Genomic DNA, 24,050 nt, shown 5'->3' on the forward strand with positions numbered 1-24,050 from the left:
ATGGCAACCCAGGTCCTCGACCGCAGACGCTGCGTCTCCTGCAATCGCTGGGGCGGCAAGCGCAGGCCGGGCGTCGCTCCCGGCGAGGTCGAATACGACGAGCACGACGACAAGGGCGAATGCGTCGAAGGCCCCTGGCACGGTACGCTGCGCAGTCCGCGCAACGCGTGCGGGCAATGGGTGCTCTGGGTGGAACTGAAGGCACCCGGGAGCTGATCCGACCATGGCCCCATCCCGACGCCCTCGACTGCTACGGTCGGCTTTCGTAGCCGTGATCGTCGCCGTCTTTATCGTCGCGCTGCTGCCGACGACGTACGAGCCCAAGATCGTTTCGTGGCAGGACAAGGTCGAGCATGTACTGACCTTCTTCACCATTACCCTGCTCGGTGCCGCCGCGTGGCCACATCGATTCCACGCCGTCGTTGTCGGAATCCTCGCCTACGGCGCGGCCATCGAAGTCGCGCAGTCCTTCACCACGTGGCGCAGTTGCGACGTGCGCGACTGGATCGCCGACGCCGCTGGAGTCGCTGCAGCGGCAGTCGTGGCGCGGCTCTGGAACCGCTCGCGGCGCGCCTGATCTTTCGCGCCCATTCAGAGCGCGTATCTCCCTGTTTTCTATGCTGCACTGCAGCTTGTAATCCTTTTTGAGGATCGGTAATGTGCGGCTTCTACGTATAACGTATACGATCTTAAAGAATACTTTTTGATGGCTTCTGCACTCGACCAACTCGAAGTTCCGCGCGTGATGCGTCTGTCGGCGTCGGACCAAATCGCCGAAGCACTGCGTGACGCGATCGTCGAGGGCCAGCTCGCCACCGGAGAAGTCCTCCGCCAGGACGAGATCGCGTCGCGCTTTCACGTCAGCAAGATTCCCGTGCGCGAAGCGCTCAAGCGGCTCGAGGCGGAAGGACTGGTCAGCTTTTCGAAAAACCGTGGTGCCGTTGTCGCCGGCTTGTCGTCGGCGGAAATTTCGGAATACATGGACATCCGCGCGCTGCTCGAGGCCCGTGCAGCCGGCCTCGCCGCGGCGCGCATCACCGATGAACGACTCGCCGAGGCCCGCCAAAAGCTGGCCGAATTCGTAGCGTCCCAAAATACCGGACGCTGGGGCGAGTTGAACTGGCAGTTCCACTCGACGCTGTATGCAGACGCCGACCGCCCCATCCTGCTGGCGGAAATCCGTGCGCTCTATGACAAGGTCGAGCGCTACGTCCGCGCCCTGCTGGCGATGACGACGCAGACCGAGATGCCCAAGACGCAGCGCGAACATCAGGCGATCCTCGATGCCTTCGCGCGGCGCGACCCCGACGCTGCGGCGTCCCTGACCCGAGCCCACGTGCTCGATGCGGGGGCGACGCTCGTGCAATACCTGAACGACCATCGACACCACGGAGGAAACACATGAAGAAGACGCTCATCGCCACCGCATTCCTCGCGCTCGGCGCCCAGACCCAACTTGCGCACGCCGACCTGGCAGTGGCGATCGCCGGCCCGATGACGGGCGAATACGCCTCCGCCGGCGAGCAGATCCGCAAGGGTGCCGAGATGGCGATCGCCGACATCAACGCCAAGGGCGGCGTGCTCGGCCAGAAACTGAAGCTGGAAGTCGGCGACGACGCCTGCGATCCGAAGCAGGCCGTGTCGGTTGCCAACTCCATGGTCAACAAGAAGATCGTCTTCATGCACGGCCACTGGTGCTCGAGCTCGACGATCCCCGCGTCCGAAGTCTACTCGGAAGCCGACATTCCGATGGCGACGGTGTCGACCAACCCGAAGGTCACCGAGCGCGGCCTGAAGAACGTCTTCCGCATCATGGGTCGTGACGACCAGCAGGGCATGGTCGCCGGCAACTACATCGCCGAGAAGTTCAAGGGCAAGAAGGTCGCCGTGCTCGACGACAAGAGCGCCTACGGCAAGGGCCTCGCCGACGAGATGGCGAAGGCGATGGAAGCCAAGGGCGTGAAGCCGACGCTGCGCGAATCGATCACCGCGGGCGAGAAGGACTACTCCGGCATCGTCACCAAGCTCAAGCAGGCTGGCGTCGAAGTGCTGGCCTACGGCGGCTACCACACTGAAGTCGCGCTGATCCTGCGTCAGGCGCAGCAGGCCGGCCTGAAGCTGACCGTGATGGGCGGCGACACGATGACCAACTCCGAGCTCGTCACCGCGGCCGGCGCCAATGCCGACAACGTGATGTTCACGTTCTCGCCCGATCCGCGCAAGAACCCGGACGCGGCTCCGGTCGTCAAGAAGTTCGAAGCTGCGAACGTCAAGCCGGAAGGCTACGTGATGTATGCCTACGCCGCGTTCCAGCTCTTCGCGGAAGCTGCGACCCAGGCCAAGAGCACGAAGTTCGCCGACCTCGAGAAGACGATCCGCGGCAACACCTTCAAGACCGTCATCGGCGACCTGTCCTTCGACGCCAAGGGCGACCAGAAGAAGCCGGGCTTCGTCGTGTATCAGTGGAAGGGCGGCCAGTACGACTACGCGAAGTAAGCCTCTGTTCTGATTGGCCGGGTGACCCACCCGGCTACCGCGCCGCCGGCCCACGAGGCCGGCGGCGCACTCTCTCCGCATGAGATCGCGCGGCCATCTCGCCGAGCCCTCGGGGCAAGCGCGGCGCATTCTGCAACACGACAAAGGAGACTGCTGTGGCATATGCATTGCAACAGCTCATCAACGGCTTGTCGCTGGGGGCCGTCTACGGCCTGATCGCGATCGGCTACACGATGGTGTACGGCATCATCGGCATGATCAACTTCGCCCACGGCGATATCTTCATGGTGAGCGCGTTCATCGCGGTCACCGCCTTCACGCTGCTCGCGGCCCTCGGCGTCACGTCGCTGCCGCTGGCGCTCATCGCGGTGCTGATCACCGCGATCTTCTTCACCTCGGCCTACGGCTGGGCGGTCGAGCGCATGGCCTACCGGCCGCTGCGCGGCTCGACCCGCCTCGCGCCGCTGATCTCGGCGATCGGCATGTCGATCTTCCTGCAGAACATGGTGCAGCTCACCCAGGGCGCGCGCGTGAAGCCGATTCCGCCCGTCATCGAAGGCGGCATCGAGCTGTGGACGTCGGGTGGCTTCACGGTGCAGGTGTCCTGGACGCAGATCATGATCGTGCTCGTGACGATCGTACTGATGGTGGCCTTCACCTACCTCATCACGCAGACCGCGTTCGGCCGTCAGCAGCGCGCCTGCGAGCAGGACAGCACGATGACGGCGCTGCTCGGCATCAACGTCGACCGCACGATTTCGGCAACCTTCATGCTGGGCGCGGCCCTCGCCGCAGTCGCCGGTGTGATGGTGACGGTGTACTACGGCGTCGTGGATTTCTTCATCGGCTTCGTCGCCGGCATCAAGGCCTTCACGGCGGCGGTGCTGGGCGGCATCGGCTCGCTGCCGGGCGCGATGCTCGGCGGGCTGATCATCGGCCTGATCGAATCGTTCTGGGCCGCATATCTGTCGCCTGAATACAAGGACGTCGCGACCTTCGCGATCCTGATCCTCGTGCTGATGTTCCGCCCCAGCGGACTCCTCGGTCGTCCGGAAGTGGAGAAGGTTTGATGAGCACCGTGATCATCGCGCGCCACGCGCGCACCCCCTCCGAACGCTTCAAGGACGCCGCCTGGGTGGCCTTCGTCGCGCTGCTGCTGGGCATTCCGATGGTGGGTCTGACGACGGTCGATCAAGGCGGCGCCCTGACGGTGCAGAGCCGCTTCGGCATGCTTGCCCTGTTCGTCGGCGCCTCTTTCGCCGGACGCTTCGTCTTCCGCTGGATCGTGGACCAGTTCCGCAATCGGCGCGCTGCCAAGGCGGGCGCTGTCAAGATCGATCGGACGCCCGTGGCGATCAAGCTGATCGGCTGGGTGGTGCTCGGCGCGGCAGTCGCGATGCCGATCGCGTTCTCGGACAACCGCTACGTGATCGACACGGCAACGACCGTGCTGATCTACGTGATGCTCGGCTGGGGCCTGAACGTCGTCGTCGGCCTCGCCGGTCTGCTCGATCTGGGCTACGTCGCCTTCTACGCAGTCGGTGCCTACACCTACGCCCTGCTCTTCTCGCACTTCGGCTGGACTTTCTGGGAAGCGCTGCCGGTGGCGGGTATGGCCGCGGCGACTTTCGGCATCCTGCTCGGCTATCCGACGCTGCGCCTGCGTGGCGACTACCTTGCGATCGTGACGCTGGGCTTCGGCGAGATCATCCGCGTGATCCTCGTGAACTGGACCGAGCTGTCGAACGGCCCCAACGGCATCGGCTCGATCCCGCGTCCGACGCTCTTCGGCCTGCCCTTCGAGCGCAACCCGGCTGAAGGCACGCAGAGCTTCGCGAACTTCTTCGGCATCGAGTTCTCGGGCATGCACCGGATCATCTTCCTGTACTACCTGATCCTGGTGCTCGCGCTACTGACCAACGTGTTCGTGTCGCGGCTGCGTAAACTGCCGGTCGGACGCGCGTGGGAGGCGCTGCGCGAGGACGAGATCGCGTGCAAGGCGATGGGCATGAACGTGACCAACGTGAAGCTCTCGGCCTTCACCATCGGCGCGATGCTGGGCGGTTTTGCGGGCGTGTTCTTCGCCGCGCGCCAGGGCTTCATCTCGCCTGAGAGCTTCACCTTCACCGAGTCGGCGACGATTCTCGCGATCGTGGTGCTGGGCGGCATGGGCAGCCAGTTGGGCGTCGTGCTCGCGGCCCTCGTGCTGGTGCTGTTGCCGGAACTGGGCCGTAACTTCTCTGAGTACCGGATGCTGATGTTCGGCACGGCGATGGTGCTGATCATGGTGTGGCGGCCGGGCGGTCTGCTCTCGATGCGCGAACCGACGATCCGTCTCAACAAGGCTGCTGCCGCGGGAGGTAAAGCATGAGCGCGACCCTGCTCTCCGTCGAGAACCTGACGATGCGTTTTGGTGGCCTGACCGCCATCGACGACCTGTCGGTGTCGGTGCCCGCGGGCAAGATCACCGCGATCATCGGCCCGAACGGCGCCGGCAAGACGACCTTCTTCAACTGCCTGACGGGCTTCTACAAGCCGACCGTCGGCAGCGTGCGCCTCGCGCATCCGAAGAAGGGCGAGATGCGTCTGGAGACGATGACCGGCCACCGCGTCGCCCGCGATGCGCAGGTCGTGCGCACCTTCCAGAACATCCGCCTCTTTCCGAAGATGACGGTGCTCGAGAACCTGATCGTCGCGCAGCACAACTTCCTGCAGAAGGCCTCGGGCTTCTCGATCGCGGGGATCTTCAAGCTGCCCGCTTACCGCAAGGCGGAAGCCGAGGCGCTCAGGATCGCCGTGCATTGGCTCGAACGCCTGGGCCTGAAGGACATCGCCGATGTGGCCGCGGGCGACCTGCCCTACGGGACGCAGCGGCGCATCGAGATCGGGCGCGCGCTGTGCGTGGATCCGGTGCTGTTGTGCCTCGACGAGCCCGCGGCGGGGCTAAACCCGCGCGAGTCGGCCGAGCTCAATACGCTGCTGCTGTCGCTGTGCCAGCAGGAAGGCATCGCGATCCTGCTGATCGAGCACGACATGAGCGTCGTGATGAAGGTCTCGGACCACATCTGCGTGCTGAACTATGGCCGCAAGATCGCCGAGGGCACGCCCGAGGAAATCCGCAACAACCCCGACGTCATCAAGGCTTATCTCGGCGAGGATGACGAGGACGAGTCCGCCACGGTGGAGGTGGCCGCATGATGCTGCATATGGAGGGCGTACACGCCCATTACGGCCACATCCACGCGCTGCGCGGGATTGACGTCAAGGTGCAGGTCGGCGAGATCGTGACGCTGATCGGCGCGAACGGCGCCGGCAAGTCGACGCTGATGATGAGCCTCTTTGGCAAGCCCGGCGCGTCGATGGGCCGCATCGTCTTCGACGGCGAGGACATCACGCGCGTGCCGAGCCATCAGATCTCGCGCCGCGGGATCGCGATCGTGCCGGAAGGCCGGCGCATCTTCTCGCGCATGACGGTGATGGAGAACCTCTTGATGGGCACGACTTTCGCCGATCCGGCGAACTTCAATGCCGACATCAAGCGGATCTACGCGATGTTCCCGATCCTCGAGCAGCGTGCCGCGCAACGCGCCGGGACGCTCTCGGGTGGCGAACAGCAGATGCTCGCAATCGGCCGCGCGCTGATGAGCCGGCCGAAGCTGTTGCTGCTCGATGAGCCGTCGCTGGGCCTCGCGCCGATCTACATCAAGCGCATCTTCCAGATCATCCGCGAGCTCAACACTGAGCACGGCATGACGGTGCTGCTCGTCGAGCAGAACGCGCACCACGCGCTGCGCGTCGCGCACCGCGGCTACGTGCTGCAGCACGGCGAGATCGTGCTCGCGGGCAGCGGGCAGGAGCTGCTCGCAAGCCCCGAGGTGCGTGCGGCCTATCTGGAAGGCGGGCACTGACCCGAAGCATCGCGGTTTTCGATCGCACCGGGCGCTCACGCGCCTGAGCCGCCGCCAGTGCCTCCTCGCGCTGGCGGCGGGTTTCTTTCTGGCCTTGCATTTCGCCGCATCGCGCTCGCCCGCGGCGAGAAGTCCTGACGTCGATCAACAAACCGTCTGGCCGGCATGGGATCGATCCCATCGCTGATTCAATCCGTCGTAACATCCGCGCTTCCGAATTTCAGGACGGGCAATCGTGGCGGACGAACAGCAAGCACTCACGATCCTCATCGCCGAGGATGACCGGGCCTCGCGCCACCTGCTCGCGACCTGCCTGAAGCGCGGCGGTTACGAGTTGCTGGAGGCCATGACCGGCAACGAGGCCGTGCAGCTCGCGCTCGAACATCAGCCCGACCTCGCGATCCTCGACATCATGCTGCCCGGGCTGAGCGGCACCGAGGTGGCGGCGGCGCTGCGGCAGGAAACCGACGTGCCCTTCATGTTCCTGTCGGCGCTCGATGAGGCGCAGGTGGTGCAGAAGGCGATCGACGAAGGGGCGCTCGGCTATCTCGTCAAGCCGCTCAACGTGCCCCAGCTGATCCCGACGGTGCAGGCGGCGCTCGCCCGCGCCCAGGATCTCGCGCGCCTGCGTACAGCGGAGCGGAATCTGTCGACGGCGCTGTCGATCGGACGCGAGACGAGCATTGCGATCGGCATTCTGATGGAGCGCCACAAGCTGAGCCAGGCGGCCGCGTTCGAACTCCTGCGCGTCGAGGCGCGGTCGCAGCGCCGACGAGTCGCGGATCTGGCGGAGATGATCGTCGGCGCGACGGAAACCTTGAATACGATCGTCGCCAGCGCGCCGCGTTGATCGACTTGCGTTTCCGCCACAAATCGCGAAATGTGTAACGGAAGATTTGTATCATTTTATTGACAAGCTTCCGCCGCGGCCCTAAATTGCGGCCGTTGGCTATTACTTTCGCCCTATCCCCGCGAAGTCCGTAACTGCCAGTCCTTCGATCACTGGCGTACCTCCCAGCCCCTGGGGTGCGTCGAACTACCGGCCTGATCCCTGCCGTAAATCCCTTCGTCGCGCCTGGTGCGCGGGAGAGCTTTTGCGGTGAAGACCTCGATCAGGCCGTCCCTTGCTTCACCATGCACGCTGCCGCGTGAACCTTTCGCCCGCACGAGCCGACAGCGAGCGGCGCGATGAGCGGCCGCCTCTGCGCGTCTCCGATGTACAGCGTTGTGCTGCCATTTGCCGCACTCGGCCTTGCGGTCGCCGTCGCCGCCTGGGCGCTCGGGCTGCTGTTGGGCCTCGCAGAATGGCTCCTGCTGATCGGAACGGTGGCTGCGTCGGGGCTTATCGCCCTGCTCGCCCTGCAGCGCCAGGCCAAAGTCAATCTGCGCAGCCAGAAAGAGCTCGACGCCGCGATGGCAGGGCTCGAAGGCGAAACCCACGCGATGCTCGAACAGTTTTCGCTCGCGTTCAACGACCAATTCCACGCCATCCGCGACGAGCTCGAACAGGTGCGCAGCCTCGTCGCCGACGCGGGCGGAAAGCTGCTGTCGAGCTTTTCCGGCATGAACGACCACCTCTCCCAGCAACAGGCACTCGCAGTGCGGCTGACCGTTCCGGCTCACTCGTCCGAAGACGACGAGGCCGGCGGGGTCGAGAGTTTCGAATCCTTCGTCGGGAAGACGTCGGAAACGATGAGCATGTTCGTCGATACGACGATCGAGACGAGCAAGATCGGTATTTCGCTGGTCGAGAAGATGCAGGACATCTCGATGCAGGTCGAGAAGATGCATTCGGTACTCGGCGAGATGACGGGCATCTCCGACCAGACCAACCTCCTCGCGCTGAATGCGGCGATCGAGGCCGCGCGGGCCGGAGCGGAAGGCCGCGGTTTCGCGGTCGTGGCGGACGAAGTGCGCCGGCTGTCCGATCGCTCGAAGGAATTCTCGAACCAGATCGTCGCGTACATGCACGAGGTGAAAGCCTCGATTCGCGGCGCCGAGGCCGAAATCAACCACATGGCGGCGCGCGACATGAACTTCGCGCTCGAATCGAAGGCCGGCATCCAGGGGATGCTCGCCACGCTGACCGGGATGAACGCCGAAAGCTCGCGCACCGTCGATGAACTCGCGCATATCGCGAGCCGCGTCGAACAGGACGTCAGCCTCGCGGTGACCTCGCTGCAGTTCCAGGACCTGACCACCCAGTTGGTCGGCCACATCGCTCAGCGCATCGAGGCGCTCGGCGGCGCGCTGCACGACATCGCTGCGATCCGCACGGATACGGGTGCCATGGAAGGCGCGCTCGGCAATCGCCTGAGTGCGCTGAAGGGCGCGATCCATCAGGCGGCCGAGCACATCGCGGCCTCGAATCGCAGCCCCGTCAGACAACAGCAAATGGCGGCGGGCGACATCGAGCTTTTCTGATGTCCCGCACGCAATGAACAGGAGAAACGCATGAGCAAGACGATTCTGACCGTGGACGACTCCCCTTCCGTCCGCGGCATGGTGGCCTTCACGCTGAAGGGCGCGGGCTACACGGTGGTCGAGGCCGGCGACGGCGCGGACGGGCTCGCGAAGGCGCGTACGCAATCGTTCTCGCTGGTCCTGACCGACCAGAACATGCCGAAGATGGACGGCCTCACGCTGATCAAGTCGCTGCGCGGGCTGCCCCAGTACCGCAGCACGCCGATCCTGATGCTGACGACCGAAGCGAGCGATGCGATGAAGACGCAGGGCCGCGCGGCCGGCGCGACGGGCTGGCTGGTGAAGCCCTTCGATCCGCAGAAGCTGCTCGAAGTCGTCCGCAAGGTCATCGGCTGATTCCGACCCCAATCGCGAGCGCGCATGCAAACCGATCTCTCGCACTTCCACCAGGTCTTCTTCGAGGAGGCCGGCGAGCATCTGGCGACGATGGAGAGCCTGCTGCTCGCGCTCGACGTCGCCGCGCCGGATGCCGATGACCTGAATGCGATCTTCCGCGCGGCCCATTCGATCAAGGGCGGCGCGGGGACTTTCGGCTTCGGCGATCTGACCGAAGTCACGCACGTCCTCGAAAGTCTGCTCGATCGGCTCCGCAATCGCGAGCTCGGTCCCACCTCCGAGATGATCGACGTGTTCCTGAAGGCGGGCGACGTGCTGAGCGCGCAGCTTGCGGGGCATCGCGACGCGGCGCATGTCGATCCCTCGGCGGCCGAGGCGATCATCCGGCGGCTGCGGGAACTGGCGAGCACGACGCAAACGACTGCCGCTGACGCTGCGCCGGCATCGGAAGCGATCAGCGCCGCCGCGGGCCGCTTCAGCATCACCTACACGCCTAACGCCACCGGCGTCGGCACGAGCGGCGAGACCGCCACCAACCTGCTCGCCGAACTCGCCGGGCTGGGCGAGGCGACGCTGCTGACCGAAGAGTTCGAGCCGGGGCGCTTCCGCTACGTCTTCACGGTCGCGACGGGCGCGGATGAGGCACGTATCCGCGAGATCTTCGACTTCGTCGCCCTGCCCGAGGAACTGCACCTCGAACACGGCGGCGCAGCGGGTATCGAGGCTTGCGCTGCAGCGGCGGCGGACGACGACGGCTTCGGCTTCTTCGACGACGCCCCCGGTTGTCCGGCCGAACCCGATCCGGGATACGGCTTCTTCACCGCCCTCCCGGTGGTGGAAGACCCGGATCCGGGGTACGGGTTCTTCGAGCCGCTGCCCCAACCCCCCGCAGAAATCGCGCAGTCAGCGCCCGCCCCCGCGCCGGAACCCCGCAAGCCCACAGTGAAGGCGGCGGACAAGGCGGCCGCCGACTCGTCGATCCGCGTCAGCGTCGAAAAGGTCGATCACATGATCAACCTCGTCGGCGAACTGGTGATCACGCAGGCGATGCTCGCGCAGACGGTCGGCGGACTCGCCCCGGAGATCGCCGAGCGCCTCTTCAACGGCATGGCACAGCTGGAGCGCAACACGCGCGACCTGCAGGACACGGTGATGTCGATCCGCATGATGCCGATGTCCTTCGTGTTCAGCCGCTATCCCCGCGTCGTGCGCGACCTCGCGAACCAGCTCGGCAAGGACGTGGCGCTCGTGACTGAGGGCGAGGCGACCGAACTCGACAAGGGCCTGATCGAGAAGATCGTCGATCCCCTGACCCACCTCGTACGGAACAGTCTCGATCACGGCATCGAGCTGCCCGAACGCCGCATCGCCGCCGGCAAGAGCCCGCGCGGCACGGTGACCCTGCGCGCCGCGCACCAGGGCGGCAACATCGTGATCGAGGTCCAGGACGACGGCGCCGGCCTGCGGCGCGAGAAGCTCCTCGCGAAAGCTCGCGAGCGCGGCATGGCGGTCCCGGACGCGATGAGTGACCAGGACGTGTGGATGCTGATCTTCGCGCCGGGCTTCTCGACGGCCGAGACGGTGACCGACGTCTCCGGGCGCGGCGTCGGCATGGACGTCGTCAAGCGCAACATCGATGCGCTCAACGGTCGCGTCGAGATCGCCTCCGCGCCGGGGATCGGCACCAAGGTCACAATCCGCCTGCCGCTGACGCTGGCGATCCTCGACGGGATGTCGGTGGGCGTGGGCAGCGAAGTCTTCATCGTGCCGCTGACCTACATCGTCGAATCCTTCCAACCGGTTGGGAGCGACATCCGCACGATCTCCGGCACCGGGCAGGTGGTGCATGTGCGCGGCGAATACCTGCCACTCGTCCCGCTTTACCAGAGTTTCAACCTGGAGCCGGAAACGCGCGATCCGACGCGCGGCATCGTCGTGATCGTCGAGAGCGCCAGCGGGCGGCTCGCGCTCTTCGTCGATCGCCTGCTCGGCCAGCACCAGGTCGTCATCAAGAGCATGGAAACGAACTACCGCAAGGTGCTCGGCTTTGCGGGCGCCACGATCATGGGCGACGGTCGCGTCGCGCTGATCCTCGATATCGCAGCCCTCGCGCCGCGGCCCTGAACGCAGCCAAGGAAGACTCATGACCGCAAACCCATCGTCCGACCTGTCGCCGCATGCCGGGAACGAACTGCTGACCTTCACGCTAGGCAGCGAGGAGTACGGCATCGACATCCTCAAGGTGCAGGAGATCCGCGGCTACGACGCGGTGACCCGCATCGTCAATGCACCCGACTTCATCAAGGGCGTGATCAACCTGCGCGGCGTGATCGTGCCGATCGTCGACATGCGGATCAAGTTCCGCCTGAGCGAACCGACCTACGACGCCTTCACGGTCGTGATCATTCTCAACGTCGCCGGGCGCGTCGTCGGCATGGTCGTCGATGGCGTCTCGGATGTGATCACGCTCGCCGAGGACCAGTTGCGGGCCGCGCCCGAGTTCGGCGCGACGGTCGACACCCGCTTCGTGCTCGGCCTCGCGACCATCGACGAACGGATGATCATCGTCGTCGACATCGAGCGCCTGATGACGAGCGAGGACATGGAACTCGTGGAAGCCGCAGCCGCCTAGGCGCCTTCCGATCGGATGACAAGAACCCAGGATTCGCAATTTTCCGGAGACACACAGTGAAGAAACTTCAGTCCCTCAAGGTCAGCACGCGCCTCGCCTGGCTCACCGGCGTCGCGGTCATCGGCCTGCTCCTCGCCGTGGGCGTCTTCCTCGTGCAGGGCAAGGCCCAGGCGCTCAAGGACAAGCAGGACAAGACCCGCAACGTCGTGGAGTCGGCCTACTCGGTGCTGGTGCACTTCAACCAGCTCGAAAAGGACGGGGTGATGACGCGCGAGGAGGCGCAGAAGGCCGCTGGCGAGACGATCCGCCAGATGCGCTATGACGGCGACGAGTATTTCTGGATCAACGACACGACGCCGCGGACCCTCTACCACGGCGCCAAGGCGGAGCTTGAAGGCAAGGACATGTCGGGATTGAAGGACCCGAACGGCAAGCAGCTCTTCGTCGAGTTCGTCCGTGTCGTGAAGGAACAGGGCTCGGGCTTCGTAGACTATTACTGGCCCAAGGCGGGCTCTCAGGTGCCTGTGCCGAAGATTTCCTACGTGCGCGGCTTCACGCCATGGGACTGGATCATCGGCTCGGGCATCTACATCGACGACCTGGAGGCCGAATTCCACCAGCAGGTCATCAAGCTCGCGATGATGATCGTGCCGATCCTGCTCGTGCTCGGCGTGCTGTCGCTGATGATCTCGCGCAGCATCGCCCGCCAGCTGGGGGGCGAGCCGATCTACGCCGCGGAAGCCGTTCACCGCATCGCCAACGGCGACCTGTCGATGGAGCTGCAGGTCAGGAAGGGCGACACGACGAGTCTGCTCGCGTCGCTGAAGACGATGCAGGACAGCCTGCGCACGACCGTCGACGAGGTGCAGATCCTGGTCGAAGCGGCTGCGACACGCGGCGAGTTCGACGTGACGGTCACGACCGAAGGCCGTAAGGGCTTCATGCTGACGCTGGCCGAGCAGCTCAACCTGCTCTCCGAGATCACCGACAAGGGGCTGCGCGACGTGATGCAGGTGGCCGACGCGCTGGCCCACGGCGATCTGACCCAGACCGTCGACAACGACTACCCTGGTCTCTTCGCCCAGACGCGCGAAGGGATCAACACGACGGTGGAGAACCTGCGCAAGCTCGTCGACGAGATCAAGAGCTCGGTCGACTCGATCAACATCGCGTCGAAGGAGATCGCGCAGGGCAACCAGGACCTGTCGCAGCGCACCGAGGAGCAGGCGTCGAGCCTCGAGGAAACCGCGTCCAGCATGGAAGAGCTGACCTCGACTGTGAAGCAGAACGCGGAGAATGCGCGTCACGCGAACCAGCTCGCCAATGGCGCGAGTGAAGCCGCGGGCAAGGGAGGCGTGGTGGTCGGCGAAGTGGTCGGCACGATGCGTTCGATCAATGACTCGTCGCGCAAGATCGTCGACATCATCTCGGTGATCGACGGCATCGCCTTCCAGACCAACATCCTCGCGCTGAACGCGGCGGTCGAAGCGGCCCGTGCCGGCGAACAGGGCCGTGGCTTCGCGGTCGTGGCCTCCGAAGTGCGCAGCCTCGCGCAGCGTAGCGCGGGTGCGGCGAAGGAGATCAAGGCGCTGATCGACGACTCGGTCGAGAAGGTCGAGAAGGGCTCGCGTCTCGTCGAGCAGGCGGGCACCTCGATGGACGAGATCGTCGGATCGATCCGCCGTGTCACCGACGTGATGGGCGAAATCTCGGCGGCGTCGATCGAGCAGAGCTCGGGCATCGAGCAGGTGAACCAGGCCGTGACGCAGATGGACGAGGTGACGCAGCAGAACGCGGCGCTGGTGGAGGAAGCCGCAGCGGCCGCCGAGGCGCTGGAAGAGCAGGCGCAGAACCTCGCGCAGGCTGTGAGCGTCTTCAAGCTCGACGGCAGGGCTGCCGCCGGCATGAACGTGGCGAAAGCCGCGACGGATGCGGTGCTGCGCCGCGCCGCAGCACCGGCCGCCCCCCGTGCCCCCGCCCGCCCGGCGCCCCTGCTGGCTCGGTCGACCCGCAAGCCCGTCCCGGCACTCCCAGCCGGCGGACCGGAAGACGAGTGGGACGAGTTCTGATTCCGCAGATATCCGAAGCTGAATCGAGGTGCACCGACCGATGCTGGAAGTGATCGACAAAGAGCGGGAGTTCGACTATACGGATCGCGATTTCGCGCGCATCCGCCAGCTCATTTACGATCACGCCGGCATCTCGCTGTCGGAGAAGAAGCGCGACATGGTCTATAGCCGCATCGCGCGACGATTGCGCGCGACCGGGACGACGCGCTTCGCCGACTACCTCGCGCTACTGGAGCGGGACGACGGGCGCGAGTGGGAGCAGTTCGTCAATGCGCTGACGACGAACCTGACCTCCTTCTTCCGCGAGCCGCACCATTTCCCTGTGCTTGCCGAGATCGCACGCAAGCGGCCGAAGGGCCTGCGGGTCTGGTGCGCGGCGGCGTCGACCGGCGAGGAGCCCTACTCGCTCGCGATCACGCTCGCGGACGCTTACGGCTCTGCGACGCCCCCGGTGCGCATCCTCGCGACCGACCTCGACACGCAGGTGCTGACGCGCGCGCGGGCCGGCATCTATCCACTGGACCGCGTCGAAAAGCTCCCTGCGGCGATGCTGAAGCGCCATTTTCACCGCGGCACCGGGCGCAACGAAGGCCTCGCCCGCGTGCGGCCCGAACTGCAGAGCCTGATCGAATTCGATCAGATCAACCTGCTCGACCCGCGTTGGCCGGTCGAAGGGCCGCTGGATGCGATCTTCTGCCGCAACGTGATGATTTATTTCGACAAGCCGACGCAGCGGCGCATCCTCGAACGCTTCGTCCCGCTGCTCGCCCCCCACGGCCTGCTGTTCGCCGGCCACTCGGAGAACTTCCACAATGCCCACGATCTCTTCCGGCTGCGCGGCAAGACCATCTACGAGCCCATCCGGCACTGAGCGATCATGAAGCGCGACTTTGAGACTCCGCCCGGCCTCAACGAGTATTTCGACCCGATCTTCAACATCGATGCGGTCAAGATCCTCCCCGGCGACTACCACACGACGGACCGCGAAATCGTCATCGTGACCGTTTTGGGTTCCTGCGTATCCGCCTGCATTCGCGACCCGCTGCTCGGCATCGGCGGCATGAACCACTTCATGCTGCCGCACGAACGCAACGACGGCCCGACGCCGGTATCGTCCGCCGCCCGCTATGGCACTTATGCGATGGAGGTGCTGATCAACGATCTCGTCAAGCGGGGTGGGAGACGCGAGCGCTTCGAGGTAAAGCTCTTCGGTGGCGGCAGGGTGATCAAGGGCTTCAATGTGACCAACGTCGGTGAGCGCAACGCGCGCTTCGCGACCGAGTACATGAAGCTCGAAGGGCTGAAGGTCGCGGCGAGCGACCTCCTCGACGACTGCCCGCGCAAGGTGTACTTCTTCCCGCGCACCGGACGGGTGCTCGTGAAGAAACTGCGCCGCCTCAACAACGACACGATTGCGCGGCGCGAAGAGGATTACGAGACGCGCCTCGCCCGTACGCGCTTCGGCGGCGACGTGGAACTCTTCAGCTGATCGGGCCGCGATGAGCATCAAAGTCCTGATCGTCGACGACTCCGCGCTGGTGCGCCAGGTGCTGCGCGAGATCCTCTCCGCGCAGGCCGGGATCGAAGTCGTCGGCGCGGCGGCCGACCCAATCTACGCGCGCGACCTGATCAAGCGCCTGAACCCCGATGTGATCTCGCTCGACATCGAGATGCCGCGCATGGACGGCCTGGAATTCCTCGGCCGCCTGATGCGGCTGCGACCGATGCCCGTGGTGATGGTCTCGTCGCTGACCGAACGCGGGTCCGAGGTGACGCTGCGGGCGCTGGAACTGGGCGCCGTCGATTACATCGCGAAGCCGCGCATGGATATCGAGCGCGGCTTGGCAGCCCACGGCGACGAACTCGGCGACAAGATCCGCGCTGCCGCGTCCGCCCGTCTGCGCCGTACCGCACTCGCCGTCCCTGCCAGCCACACCGCCGACGCGATCCTGCCCGCCATCGCCGATCCGATCACCTCGACCGAAAAGCTGTTGATCCTCGGCGCCTCCACCGGCGGCACCGAAGCCTTGCGCGAGGTTCTCGTCCGCATGCCGGCGGATGCACCCGCGATCCTCGTCGCCCAGCACATGCCGCCTGGCTTCACGCAGACCTTCGCGCGGCGGCTCGATTCGATGTGCGGCATCCACGTGAAGGAAGCCGAACACGGCGAGCGCGTGCTGCCCGGCCACTGCTACATCGCCCCGGGGCACTCGCACTTGCTGCTCGCCCGCAGCGGCGCGAACTACACCGTCGAGCTGAACGCCGGCTTGCCAGTCAATCGCCATCGGCCGTCGGTCGATGCCCTCTTCCGCTCTGCAGCTAACTGCGCGGGCGGCAACGCGGTCGGCGCGATCCTGACCGGGATGGGCAAGGACGGCGCCGCGGGCCTGCTCGAAATGCGCAACCGCGGCGCGCACACGATCGCGCAGGACGAAGCGAGCTGCGTCGTCTTCGGCATGCCGCGCGAAGCCATCGCTTTGAATGCCGCGGCTGAAGTCGCGCCCCTCGAAGAAATCGCCGGTCGGATGCTGTCGCGCTTCGCACGCGGGGCGCAGCGGGCCATCCGCCTATAAGAAGAAGCCCCACCGAGACCCGCCAGGAGAGAGACAACATGACGGTAAAACTGACGCACCAGGACAATCAGGCCATCCTTACGATCCACGGACGCTTCGATTTCAGCCTGCACGCCGAATTCCGCAAGCGCTCGGAAGAAGCGCTCGAGCTCGAAGGCGCGCGCGAAATCGTTGTGAACCTCAGCCGGGTCGACTATCTCGACAGCTCCGCGCTCGGGATGCTGCTCCTGCTGCGTGAAAAGGCGGCCGGCAATGCGCGCAGCCAGGTTCTTCTGTCCGGCGCCCACGGCATGGTGAAGCAGGTGCTGGACGTGGCCAACTTCGAGCGCATGTTCAGGATGGCATGATCATGGGTTCCAGACTGCGCATCCTCGTGGTCGATGACATCGAGGCCAACCGGAGCCTGATCACCCGTTTCGTGAGCACGCTCGGGCACGAAACGGTCTGTGCGACGAACGGCCGCGAAGCGGTCGATGCCTGTCGCGAACGGCTGCCCGACGTGGTGCTGATGGACGTCATGATGCCGGTGATGGACGGCTACGCGGCGGCGACGGAGATCCGCGCGCTATGTGGCACGCGCTGGCTGCCGATCATCTTCCTGTCGGCGAAGAGCAGCGAAACGGAACAGCTCGAAGGGCTCGACATCGGCGACGACTATCTGACCAAGCCCGTCAGCCTCGCGATGCTCAGGGCCAAGATCGGCGTGATGCGTCGCATCGCCGACATGCAGGCGCACCTCGCGGACAACGCTGCAAGCCTCGCCGCCTACCACGACAATAACGAGCAGGAACAGCAATTCACGCGGCACATCCTGGACCACATCGTCGGCTACAGCGACTGCCTCACCGGCCCATTGAAACGCTGGATCAAGCCGGCGCGCCACCTCTCCGGCGACGTAGTCGCGCAGGCCTGCTCGCCGACCGGCACGCTCCACGCGCTGATCGCCGACAGTACCGGTCATGGGCTCGCCGCCGCGATCAGCGTCGTGCCGGCGATCGACACCTTCTACACGATGACACGCCGCGGCTACGACATCGGCAGCATCGTGCGCGAGATCAACAGCAAACTGCACGGTCTGCTCCCCGCGAACCGATTCGTCGCGGCGGCCGCAGTGAGCATCGACCGTTATCGCCAGCAGATCGAGGTCTGGAACGGCGGCATCCCGACGGTGATGTTCGTGAACGCCGACCGCAACGTCGCGTACGAATGGCCCTCCCGCCATCCGCCGCTCGGAATTCTCTCCGATGCCGAGTTCGATCCCTCCCTCGAACGCTGGCAGTGGAGCGAGCAAGGTGAAATGCTGCTGTGCTCGGACGGCCTCATCGAGGCCGAAAACGCCGCCTGCGAGCCTTTCGGTCGCGCGCGCCTGCTCGACGCGATCGCGCGGGATTCCGGCGACGACAGCTTCGCGGCGGTCGTCGACGCCATCACCGCCCATCTCGGCGGGCGTGACAACCACGACGACCTGTCGCTCGCCGCGATCGCCTGCACCGGCGCGCTGCATCAGCCCTGCAACGACTCGCATCCGTCGATCGAGACACCGCAGTTCAACGCCAGCAACTGGAGCCTGCACCTGCACTTCGGCGTCGCCGAAATCCGCGAGCAGGCGGTCCAGCCGCTGCTGACACGCTGGCTGAACCAGTTGAGCCTTGGCGCAACCGAATTCGGCGAGCTGCTGCTGATCCTCAACGAGCTCTGCACGAACGCCGTCGACCACGGCCTGCTGCGGCTCGACTCCGCGCTCAAGCAGCACCCCGAAGGCTACGAGCTCTTCCATCGCGAACGCTTGCAGCGCCTCGCGCAACTGCCGCAAGGCGCCATCGACGTCCAGTTCTCGCAGTTCATCGAGGGCGGCAAGCGCCTGCTCCAGATCCGCATCACCGACAGCGGCAAGGGTTTCGAGCATGCCCGCCACACTGCCCGCGGCGGCCAGACGAGCGAACTGCCGCACGGCCGGGGCATCGCGCTCGTGAGCCGGCTTGCCACTTCGCTCCGCTACGCGGGATGCGGCAACGAAGCCATCGTCGACTACGCCTTGCAGGACTAGATCATGAAAGCCTGGGCTCCCGAACTGACCAATGCCAGGATCCTCATCGTCGATGACGAACCGGCCAACATCCTGCTGCTCGAAAAACTCCTCAAGACACAAGGCTGCACCCGCGTCACCTCGACGACCGATCCGCGCGACGCGCTGGCGATCCAGTGCCGCGAGCCGCAGGACCTGATCCTGCTCGATCTGCGGATGCCGCATATGGACGGCTTCGACGTGATGCGCGCGCTGTGCGACATGGACCCCGAGAACCATCCGCCGGTGCTGATCCTCACCGCCCAGCCCGACATGCCGACCAAGCTGCGCGCACTCGACTCGGGCGCGCGCGACTTCATCACCAAGCCCTTCGAATGCCTCGAAGTGCTCTCCCGCATCCGCAACATGCTGCAGATGCGCCTGCTCGAAAACCGGCTCAAGCAGCAGAAGGAAGCGCTCGAGGAGACCGTACGCGCGCGCACCTGCGAAGTCACCGAGACGCGCCTCGAAGTCGTGCGACGGCTCGGACGCGCCGCCGAATACCGCGACAACGAAACGGGCCTCCACATCCTGCGCATGAGCAAGATCTCGGCGAACCTTGCTCGTCACGCGGGGCTCCCCGCGTCCGACTGCGAACTGATCCTCAACGCGAGTCCGATGCACGACATCGGCAAGATCGGCATCCCCGACGCGATCCTGCTCAAGCGCGGCAAGCTCGACGCCGACGAGTGGAAGATCATGCGCACGCACACGCTGATCGGCGCCGAGATCCTGTCCGGCCACGACTCCGAGCTGATGAACATGGCGCGCGACATCGCGCTCAGCCACCACGAAAAGTGGGACGGCACGGGTTACCCACACGGCATCGGCAGCACCGATATCCCGCTCGCCGCTCGCGTCACGGCAGTCGCCGACGTCTTCGACGCGCTGACCTCGGAGCGCCCCTACAAGCGCGCCTGGCCGATCGAGGACGCACTGGCCGAGATCGGCCGCATGGCCGGCTCCCACCTCGACCCGCAACTGGTGACCCTCTTCCACGACACGCTGCCGGAAACGCTGCGCGTGATGCAGCAGCACGCCGAACCGGTCGGCGAAACGGCGAGCCACGCGTCGGAAGAATGCACAGCCACGGCAGAAGACTAAGCCCGATAAAGCCGTCCCCCGACAAGCAGAGATATAACAACGTGACCAGAATCTATGTCGTCGAAGACAGCCCCTCGCAGGCGGCTGTCATGCGCCACCTCCTCCTCCAAGCAGGCTATGAGGTCGCGGTCTTCGAAAACGGGCGCGCCGCCCTCGATGCCCTCAACGGACAACCCGACCTGATCCTCTCCGACATCGCGATGCCGGTGATGGACGGCCTCGCGCTCTGCGAAGCGGTCAAGCGCTCCCCGGCGTGGCGGCACATTCCGGTGATCCTCGTCACCGCATCGAACAAGTTCGAGGAGTTGGTCAACGGCCTCAACGCGCTCGCCGACGGCTACCTCAACAAGCCCTACAACCCCAGCGTCCTGATCCAGACCGTCTCGACGCTGCTGCAGCGCAAGGCCGCGGGCGCGATCCGCCCCGCCCAGACCAGCACCACCTTGCCCGTCACGCAGGGCGGCAAGACCTACCCGCTCGTCGCCGACCGCGCGCGCGTGTTCGACTTCTTCTCGATCGCGCTACAGAACTCGTCCGTGCAGGCACAGGAACTCGAGGAACGCGAGAAGAAGCTCAAGGAAACGAACGTCCAGCTCGCGCGCCATATCGAGCTGCTCTCGGCCTCCGAAGAACGCTTCCGCTCGCTAATCGCTGCCGTGCCCGATATCGTCTACAAGCTCGACTCGCACGGCAATTTCACCTTCCTCAACGACGCCATCACCCGCCTCGGCTACGACCCCGCCGAGCTCATCGGCCAGCACTTCAGCACGCTCGTCCACCCCGAGGACGTGCCGAACGCCAGCGCCGAGCTCGTCCTCCCGCGCCTGTCCGGCAGCGCCGCGCCCCACGCGCCAAAGCTTTTCAACGAACGCCGCACCAAAGAGCGGATGACCGTCGGCCTGCGGGTGCGCCTGATCACCAAGACCCACGCCTCGGTGTTCGGCGAGCTCTGCCCGATCGGTTCGGCACTCGTGCATGTCGAGGTCAACAGCATGGGCCTCTATGGCGAGACGGGCCAGGCCGAACGCAAGTTCATCGGCACCGTCGGCGTCATCCGCGACATCACCGAGCGCCTGCTCTTCGAGGAGGAGCTCAACCAGGCGAAGGAGATGGCCGAGACCGCGAGCCGCGCGAAGTCGGAATTCCTGTCATCGATGAGCCACGAGCTGCGCACGCCGCTCAACGCCATCATGGGTTTCAGCCAGCTCCTCGACTCGCCTGAAGCGCCGCTCGACGACAACCAGAAGCAGTGCCTGCAGTACATCGTCGACGGCGGCAAGCACCTGCTGCGCCTCATCGACGACATCCTCGACCTCGCGAAGATCGAGTCCGGCGGCAACACCCTCGACATCCACTCGACGGACCCGGCTCCGCTGCTGAAATTCGCACTCGAAGCATCCGAGAAGCTCGCCCGGCCGCGCCAGGTCGCAGTCGTCGCCGAACTGCCCGAGCGCCTGCCGAACGTGATGGTCGATGCGACGCGATTCCGCCAGGTCATGCTCAACCTGCTGTCCAACGCGATCAAGTACAACCGGCCCGAAGGCGAAGTCCGCCTCACCGCCGAGACGCGCGACGGGCGCCTGCGCGTCAGCGTCTCCGACACCGGCCACGGCATTCCCGTCGAACGCATGCCCGAACTCTTCCAGCCCTTCAACCGCCTCGGATTCGCCTCCAGCGGCATCGAGGGCACGGGCATCGGACTCGTGATCACCAAGCGGCTCGTGGAAAGCATGGGCGGAGAGATCGGCGTGGATAGCGACGTCGGGATCGGCAGCACCTTCTGGACCGAGTTCCCGGTCGACCCGACGCCCGAACTCGACATCGAAGACGCCGAGGAGATGCTGCCGCGCGACTTCATCGCCTCGCTCGATCCTGGCCGGCCGGTGAGCATCCTGTACGTCGAGGACAACGCCATCAACGCCCTGCTGATGCAGCGCAGCCTCGCCCGCGTTCCCGGACTCGTGCTGCACATCCGCGAAAGCGGCGAAGAAGGGATCGACTTCGCCCACAATCACCGCCCCGACCTGATCCTGATGGACGTTCGCCTGCCGGGCATCAGCGGCGTCGACGCGGTCAGGATCCTCAAGTCCATGCCCGAGACCCGCGACATTCCCGTGATTGCGGTGACGGCCGACGCCATGGTCCACGACATCCGCAACGCCCGCGACGCCGGCTTCCACGCCTACCTGACGAAGCCGATCGACCTCGATACCCTCTACGAGCGCCTCCGCGAAGCGCTGCCCGCCTGACAGCCCGCCATGACACCGATCAGTCTCGACGCCGCGGCCGCGCTCCGACAGAAAGTCCGGGGGATCACGTCTCCTCGTCGCTGGATCGCAGTTGTCGTCGTCCTCGGACAGCTCGCGCTGACGCTGCTGCTGTGGAATGGGCTCGAACTGCTGATCGAAGAGCGCCAAAGCCGCCTCCTCGACGCTGAGACAGCCGGACTCGGCCAGCGCTTCGGAGAGTCCCTGCAGCAACGGATCACGGCGCTGGAACGGATGGCGAAGCGTTGGGAGACCGCCGGCGGCACGCCCCATGCACAGTGGGAACAGGATGCCGCCAATTATGTCGTCGATCTGCAGGGATTCCTCGCATTGCAGTGGGTCGACACGCGAGGGCGCGTGCAATGGATCGTGCCCGAGCGTGGCAACGAAGCGGCCATTGGTCTCGACAACTCGCGCGACGCGATCCGCTATCGCATGCTGCAGCGTGCGCGGGCTTCCGCGGCGCCGATCGTCACCGGCCCGATCGATCTGGTCCAGGGCGGACGCGGCCTGCTGATCACGCGCGCGCTGACGGTCGGACGGCAAGCCGACGGCTATCTCGTCGCCGTCTTCCGCGTCGATGAGCTCCTGGAGCCCTTGAGCCGGGAAATCGACTCGCTCAGCTTTGGGCTCGAAGTGACGCTGGGCGGCGAGAGCGTCTTCCGCCGCGGCGTACCGCCCCAATCCAGCCTGGCGCAGCGCCAGGCTCGCGAGTTCGTGATCGACGACGACGCCCGCTGGCAGGTCCGCATCTGGCCGAACGATACGGCCGTGCAGCGCGGCCCCTTCTCCGACCTCTTCCTCGCCAGCGGCGTCGCAATCACGCTGCTCGTCGCCGTCGCCTTCTGGTTCTGGGGGCGCAACGCTCACGCGGCCAGCAAGCTCAAGGAAGCGAACCTCGCTCTCCGCACCGAGCGCAATTTCATCACCGGGCTCATCGACAACGCCAATGCCTTGTCGATCGTGTTCGATCCGGTCGGGAACATCGTGCGCTTCAATCGCGCCTGCGAAGAACTCACCGGTTACAGTGCCGAAGAAGTCCTCGGCAAGCGCTTGTGGGACATCGCCGCGCCGCAGGCCGATGTTCCGCGCACCGTCGAGTCCTTCTCCCGCCTGGTCGCCCGCGGGCACTACGGCCGTTTCGAAGGCAGCCTCGTCGCCAAGGACGGACGCGCCTACGAGATCGCGTGGTCGAACAGCGTGCTCACCGACCCAGACGGACGGCCTAAATACGTCATGTCTGTCGGCATGGACGTCACCGAGCGCAAGCGCGCCGCCGACGCACTGGTGGCGGCCAAGGAAGATGCCGACCGCGCGAATCGGGCGAAGTCGGAATTCCTGTCCAGCATGTCGCACGAATTGCGCACGCCGATGAACGCGGTGCTCGGTTTCGCGCAGCTGATCGCGATGGACCCGCAGCTCGCGCCCACCCATCGCGAAAGCGTCGACCATATCCTCAAGGCGGGCGACCTCCTGCTCCACCTGATCAACGACATCCTCAACCTGTCGAAAATCGAATCCGGGCGCATCGAACCCGAACTCGAGACAATCGCTTGCAGCGACCTGATTGACGACTGTATCGGGATGGTCTCGCCGCTCGCGCAGCGCAACGAGGTGACGATCGAATCGGGCGGTGACCACGAACTCGTTGTCGAGGCGGACCATCAGTTCCTGAAGCAGATCGTGCTGAACCTGCTGTCGAACGCCATCAAGTACAACCGCCCCGGCGGCCTCGTCCGCGTCCATGGCACGCTCGGCTCCAACGGCAACATGCGCCTCATGGTGTCCGACACGGGCCAGGGCATCGCCCCTGAACATCAGGCGCACCTTTTCGAACCCTTTAATCGGCTCGGTGCCCGGAACGGCAGCATCGAAGGCAGCGGCATCGGGCTCGTCGTCTGCAAGCGGCTGATCGAGGCAATGGGCGGTGAGATCCACGTCGTCAGCGATCCCGGCCACGGCAGCACCTTCACCGTCACGCTGTCGAAGGCCCGCAACGTCGGGCCCTCGACGCGTCCGCCCCGCCGGCGGAGGCCGACGAGCACGACCCTATAATGGCCCCGTGAAGAATCCGCTCTCGTCCCTTCTGAAAAGACGCGGCCGCCCCATCGCAGCG

Annotated in this window: 22 protein-coding genes; all 22 read left to right on the plus strand. The window is 65.5% G+C overall.

Going from position 1 to position 24,050, the window contains the following annotated elements:
- The 22 genes from VJ673_RS20595 to VJ673_RS20700 all read left to right on the plus strand — a co-directional run bounded on the left by VJ673_RS20595 (position 1) and on the right by VJ673_RS20700 (position 23,989).
- Positions 1-216 carry a hypothetical protein gene (locus VJ673_RS20595; RefSeq protein ID WP_324128039.1) on the plus strand — a complete coding sequence of 72 codons (216 nt, stop codon included), beginning with the start codon at positions 1-3 and terminating at the stop codon, positions 214-216.
- A 7-nt stretch (positions 217-223) separates the two neighbouring features.
- Entirely contained in the window at positions 224-577 is a 354-nt protein-coding gene (locus tag VJ673_RS20600; protein ID WP_324128040.1) for a VanZ family protein, read from the plus strand.
- A 129-nt stretch (positions 578-706) separates the two neighbouring features.
- A complete protein-coding gene (locus VJ673_RS20605; RefSeq protein WP_324128041.1) occupies positions 707-1,405 on the plus strand; it encodes a GntR family transcriptional regulator in 699 nt (232 codons plus the stop codon).
- Positions 1,402-2,496 carry a branched-chain amino acid ABC transporter substrate-binding protein gene (locus VJ673_RS20610; protein WP_324128042.1) on the plus strand — a complete coding sequence of 365 codons (1,095 nt, stop codon included), beginning with the start codon at positions 1,402-1,404 and terminating at the stop codon, positions 2,494-2,496. The genes VJ673_RS20605 and VJ673_RS20610 overlap by 4 nt, the downstream gene beginning before the upstream one ends.
- Positions 2,497-2,651: 155 nt before the next feature.
- A complete protein-coding gene (locus VJ673_RS20615) occupies positions 2,652-3,566 on the plus strand; it encodes an ABC transporter permease subunit (protein WP_324128043.1) in 915 nt (304 codons plus the stop codon).
- Complete coding sequence (gene livM, locus VJ673_RS20620; protein WP_324128044.1) at positions 3,566-4,867, plus strand: high-affinity branched-chain amino acid ABC transporter permease LivM; 1,302 nt, start codon at positions 3,566-3,568, stop codon at positions 4,865-4,867. The genes VJ673_RS20615 and livM overlap by 1 nt, the downstream gene beginning before the upstream one ends.
- Positions 4,864-5,694, plus strand: coding sequence for an ABC transporter ATP-binding protein (locus VJ673_RS20625; protein WP_324128045.1), 831 nt, complete (start codon positions 4,864-4,866; stop codon positions 5,692-5,694). Before livM ends, VJ673_RS20625 begins: the two co-directional genes overlap by 4 nt.
- Positions 5,694-6,404, plus strand: a complete 711-nt coding sequence (locus VJ673_RS20630) for an ABC transporter ATP-binding protein (RefSeq protein WP_041657181.1) — start codon at positions 5,694-5,696, stop codon at positions 6,402-6,404. The genes VJ673_RS20625 and VJ673_RS20630 overlap by 1 nt, the downstream gene beginning before the upstream one ends.
- Positions 6,405-6,639: 235 nt before the next feature.
- Positions 6,640-7,254: an ANTAR domain-containing response regulator gene (locus tag VJ673_RS20635; RefSeq protein ID WP_324128046.1), complete on the plus strand. Its 615-nt coding sequence runs from the start codon at positions 6,640-6,642 to the stop codon at positions 7,252-7,254.
- A 338-nt stretch (positions 7,255-7,592) separates the two neighbouring features.
- Positions 7,593-8,828, plus strand: a complete 1,236-nt coding sequence (locus VJ673_RS20640; protein WP_324128047.1) for a methyl-accepting chemotaxis protein — start codon at positions 7,593-7,595, stop codon at positions 8,826-8,828.
- 30 nt (positions 8,829-8,858) lie between these two features.
- A complete protein-coding gene (locus VJ673_RS20645; protein ID WP_324128048.1) occupies positions 8,859-9,224 on the plus strand; it encodes a response regulator in 366 nt (121 codons plus the stop codon).
- Positions 9,225-9,248: 24 nt separating this feature from the next.
- A complete protein-coding gene (locus tag VJ673_RS20650) occupies positions 9,249-11,348 on the plus strand; it encodes a chemotaxis protein CheW (RefSeq protein WP_324128049.1) in 2,100 nt (699 codons plus the stop codon).
- A gap of 19 nt (positions 11,349-11,367) precedes the next feature.
- The gene (locus VJ673_RS20655; protein ID WP_324128050.1) at positions 11,368-11,856 is read left to right on the plus strand and encodes a chemotaxis protein CheW; all 489 of its coding nucleotides are present in this window, start codon (positions 11,368-11,370) and stop codon (positions 11,854-11,856) included.
- A gap of 56 nt (positions 11,857-11,912) precedes the next feature.
- A complete protein-coding gene (locus VJ673_RS20660) occupies positions 11,913-13,925 on the plus strand; it encodes a methyl-accepting chemotaxis protein (protein WP_324128051.1) in 2,013 nt (670 codons plus the stop codon).
- A gap of 40 nt (positions 13,926-13,965) precedes the next feature.
- Positions 13,966-14,796 carry a CheR family methyltransferase gene (locus VJ673_RS20665; RefSeq protein ID WP_324128052.1) on the plus strand — a complete coding sequence of 277 codons (831 nt, stop codon included), beginning with the start codon at positions 13,966-13,968 and terminating at the stop codon, positions 14,794-14,796.
- A gap of 6 nt (positions 14,797-14,802) precedes the next feature.
- Positions 14,803-15,414, plus strand: coding sequence for a chemoreceptor glutamine deamidase CheD (gene cheD / locus VJ673_RS20670; protein WP_324128053.1), 612 nt, complete (start codon positions 14,803-14,805; stop codon positions 15,412-15,414).
- 10 nt (positions 15,415-15,424) lie between these two features.
- A complete protein-coding gene (locus VJ673_RS20675) occupies positions 15,425-16,498 on the plus strand; it encodes a protein-glutamate methylesterase/protein-glutamine glutaminase (protein WP_324128054.1) in 1,074 nt (357 codons plus the stop codon).
- Positions 16,499-16,536: 38 nt separating this feature from the next.
- Positions 16,537-16,845 (plus strand): STAS domain-containing protein, encoded by a 309-nt coding sequence (locus tag VJ673_RS20680; protein ID WP_324128055.1) that lies wholly within the window; start codon positions 16,537-16,539, stop codon positions 16,843-16,845.
- A 2-nt stretch (positions 16,846-16,847) separates the two neighbouring features.
- Complete coding sequence (locus VJ673_RS20685) at positions 16,848-18,545, plus strand: SpoIIE family protein phosphatase (protein WP_324128056.1); 1,698 nt, start codon at positions 16,848-16,850, stop codon at positions 18,543-18,545.
- Between the two features lie 3 nt (positions 18,546-18,548).
- A complete protein-coding gene (locus tag VJ673_RS20690) occupies positions 18,549-19,667 on the plus strand; it encodes an HD domain-containing phosphohydrolase (RefSeq protein ID WP_324128057.1) in 1,119 nt (372 codons plus the stop codon).
- Positions 19,668-19,708: 41 nt separating this feature from the next.
- Entirely contained in the window at positions 19,709-21,916 is a 2,208-nt protein-coding gene (locus tag VJ673_RS20695; RefSeq protein ID WP_324128058.1) for a response regulator, read from the plus strand.
- Positions 21,917-21,925: 9 nt separating this feature from the next.
- Positions 21,926-23,989 carry a sensor histidine kinase gene (locus tag VJ673_RS20700; protein WP_324128059.1) on the plus strand — a complete coding sequence of 688 codons (2,064 nt, stop codon included), beginning with the start codon at positions 21,926-21,928 and terminating at the stop codon, positions 23,987-23,989.
- The last annotated feature ends 61 nt before the right edge of the window (positions 23,990-24,050 follow it).

Origin of the sequence: Aromatoleum sp. (assembly GCF_035254505.1) — a bacterium.
In the GTDB taxonomy this organism is placed as follows: Bacteria; Pseudomonadota; Gammaproteobacteria; order Burkholderiales; family Rhodocyclaceae; genus Aromatoleum.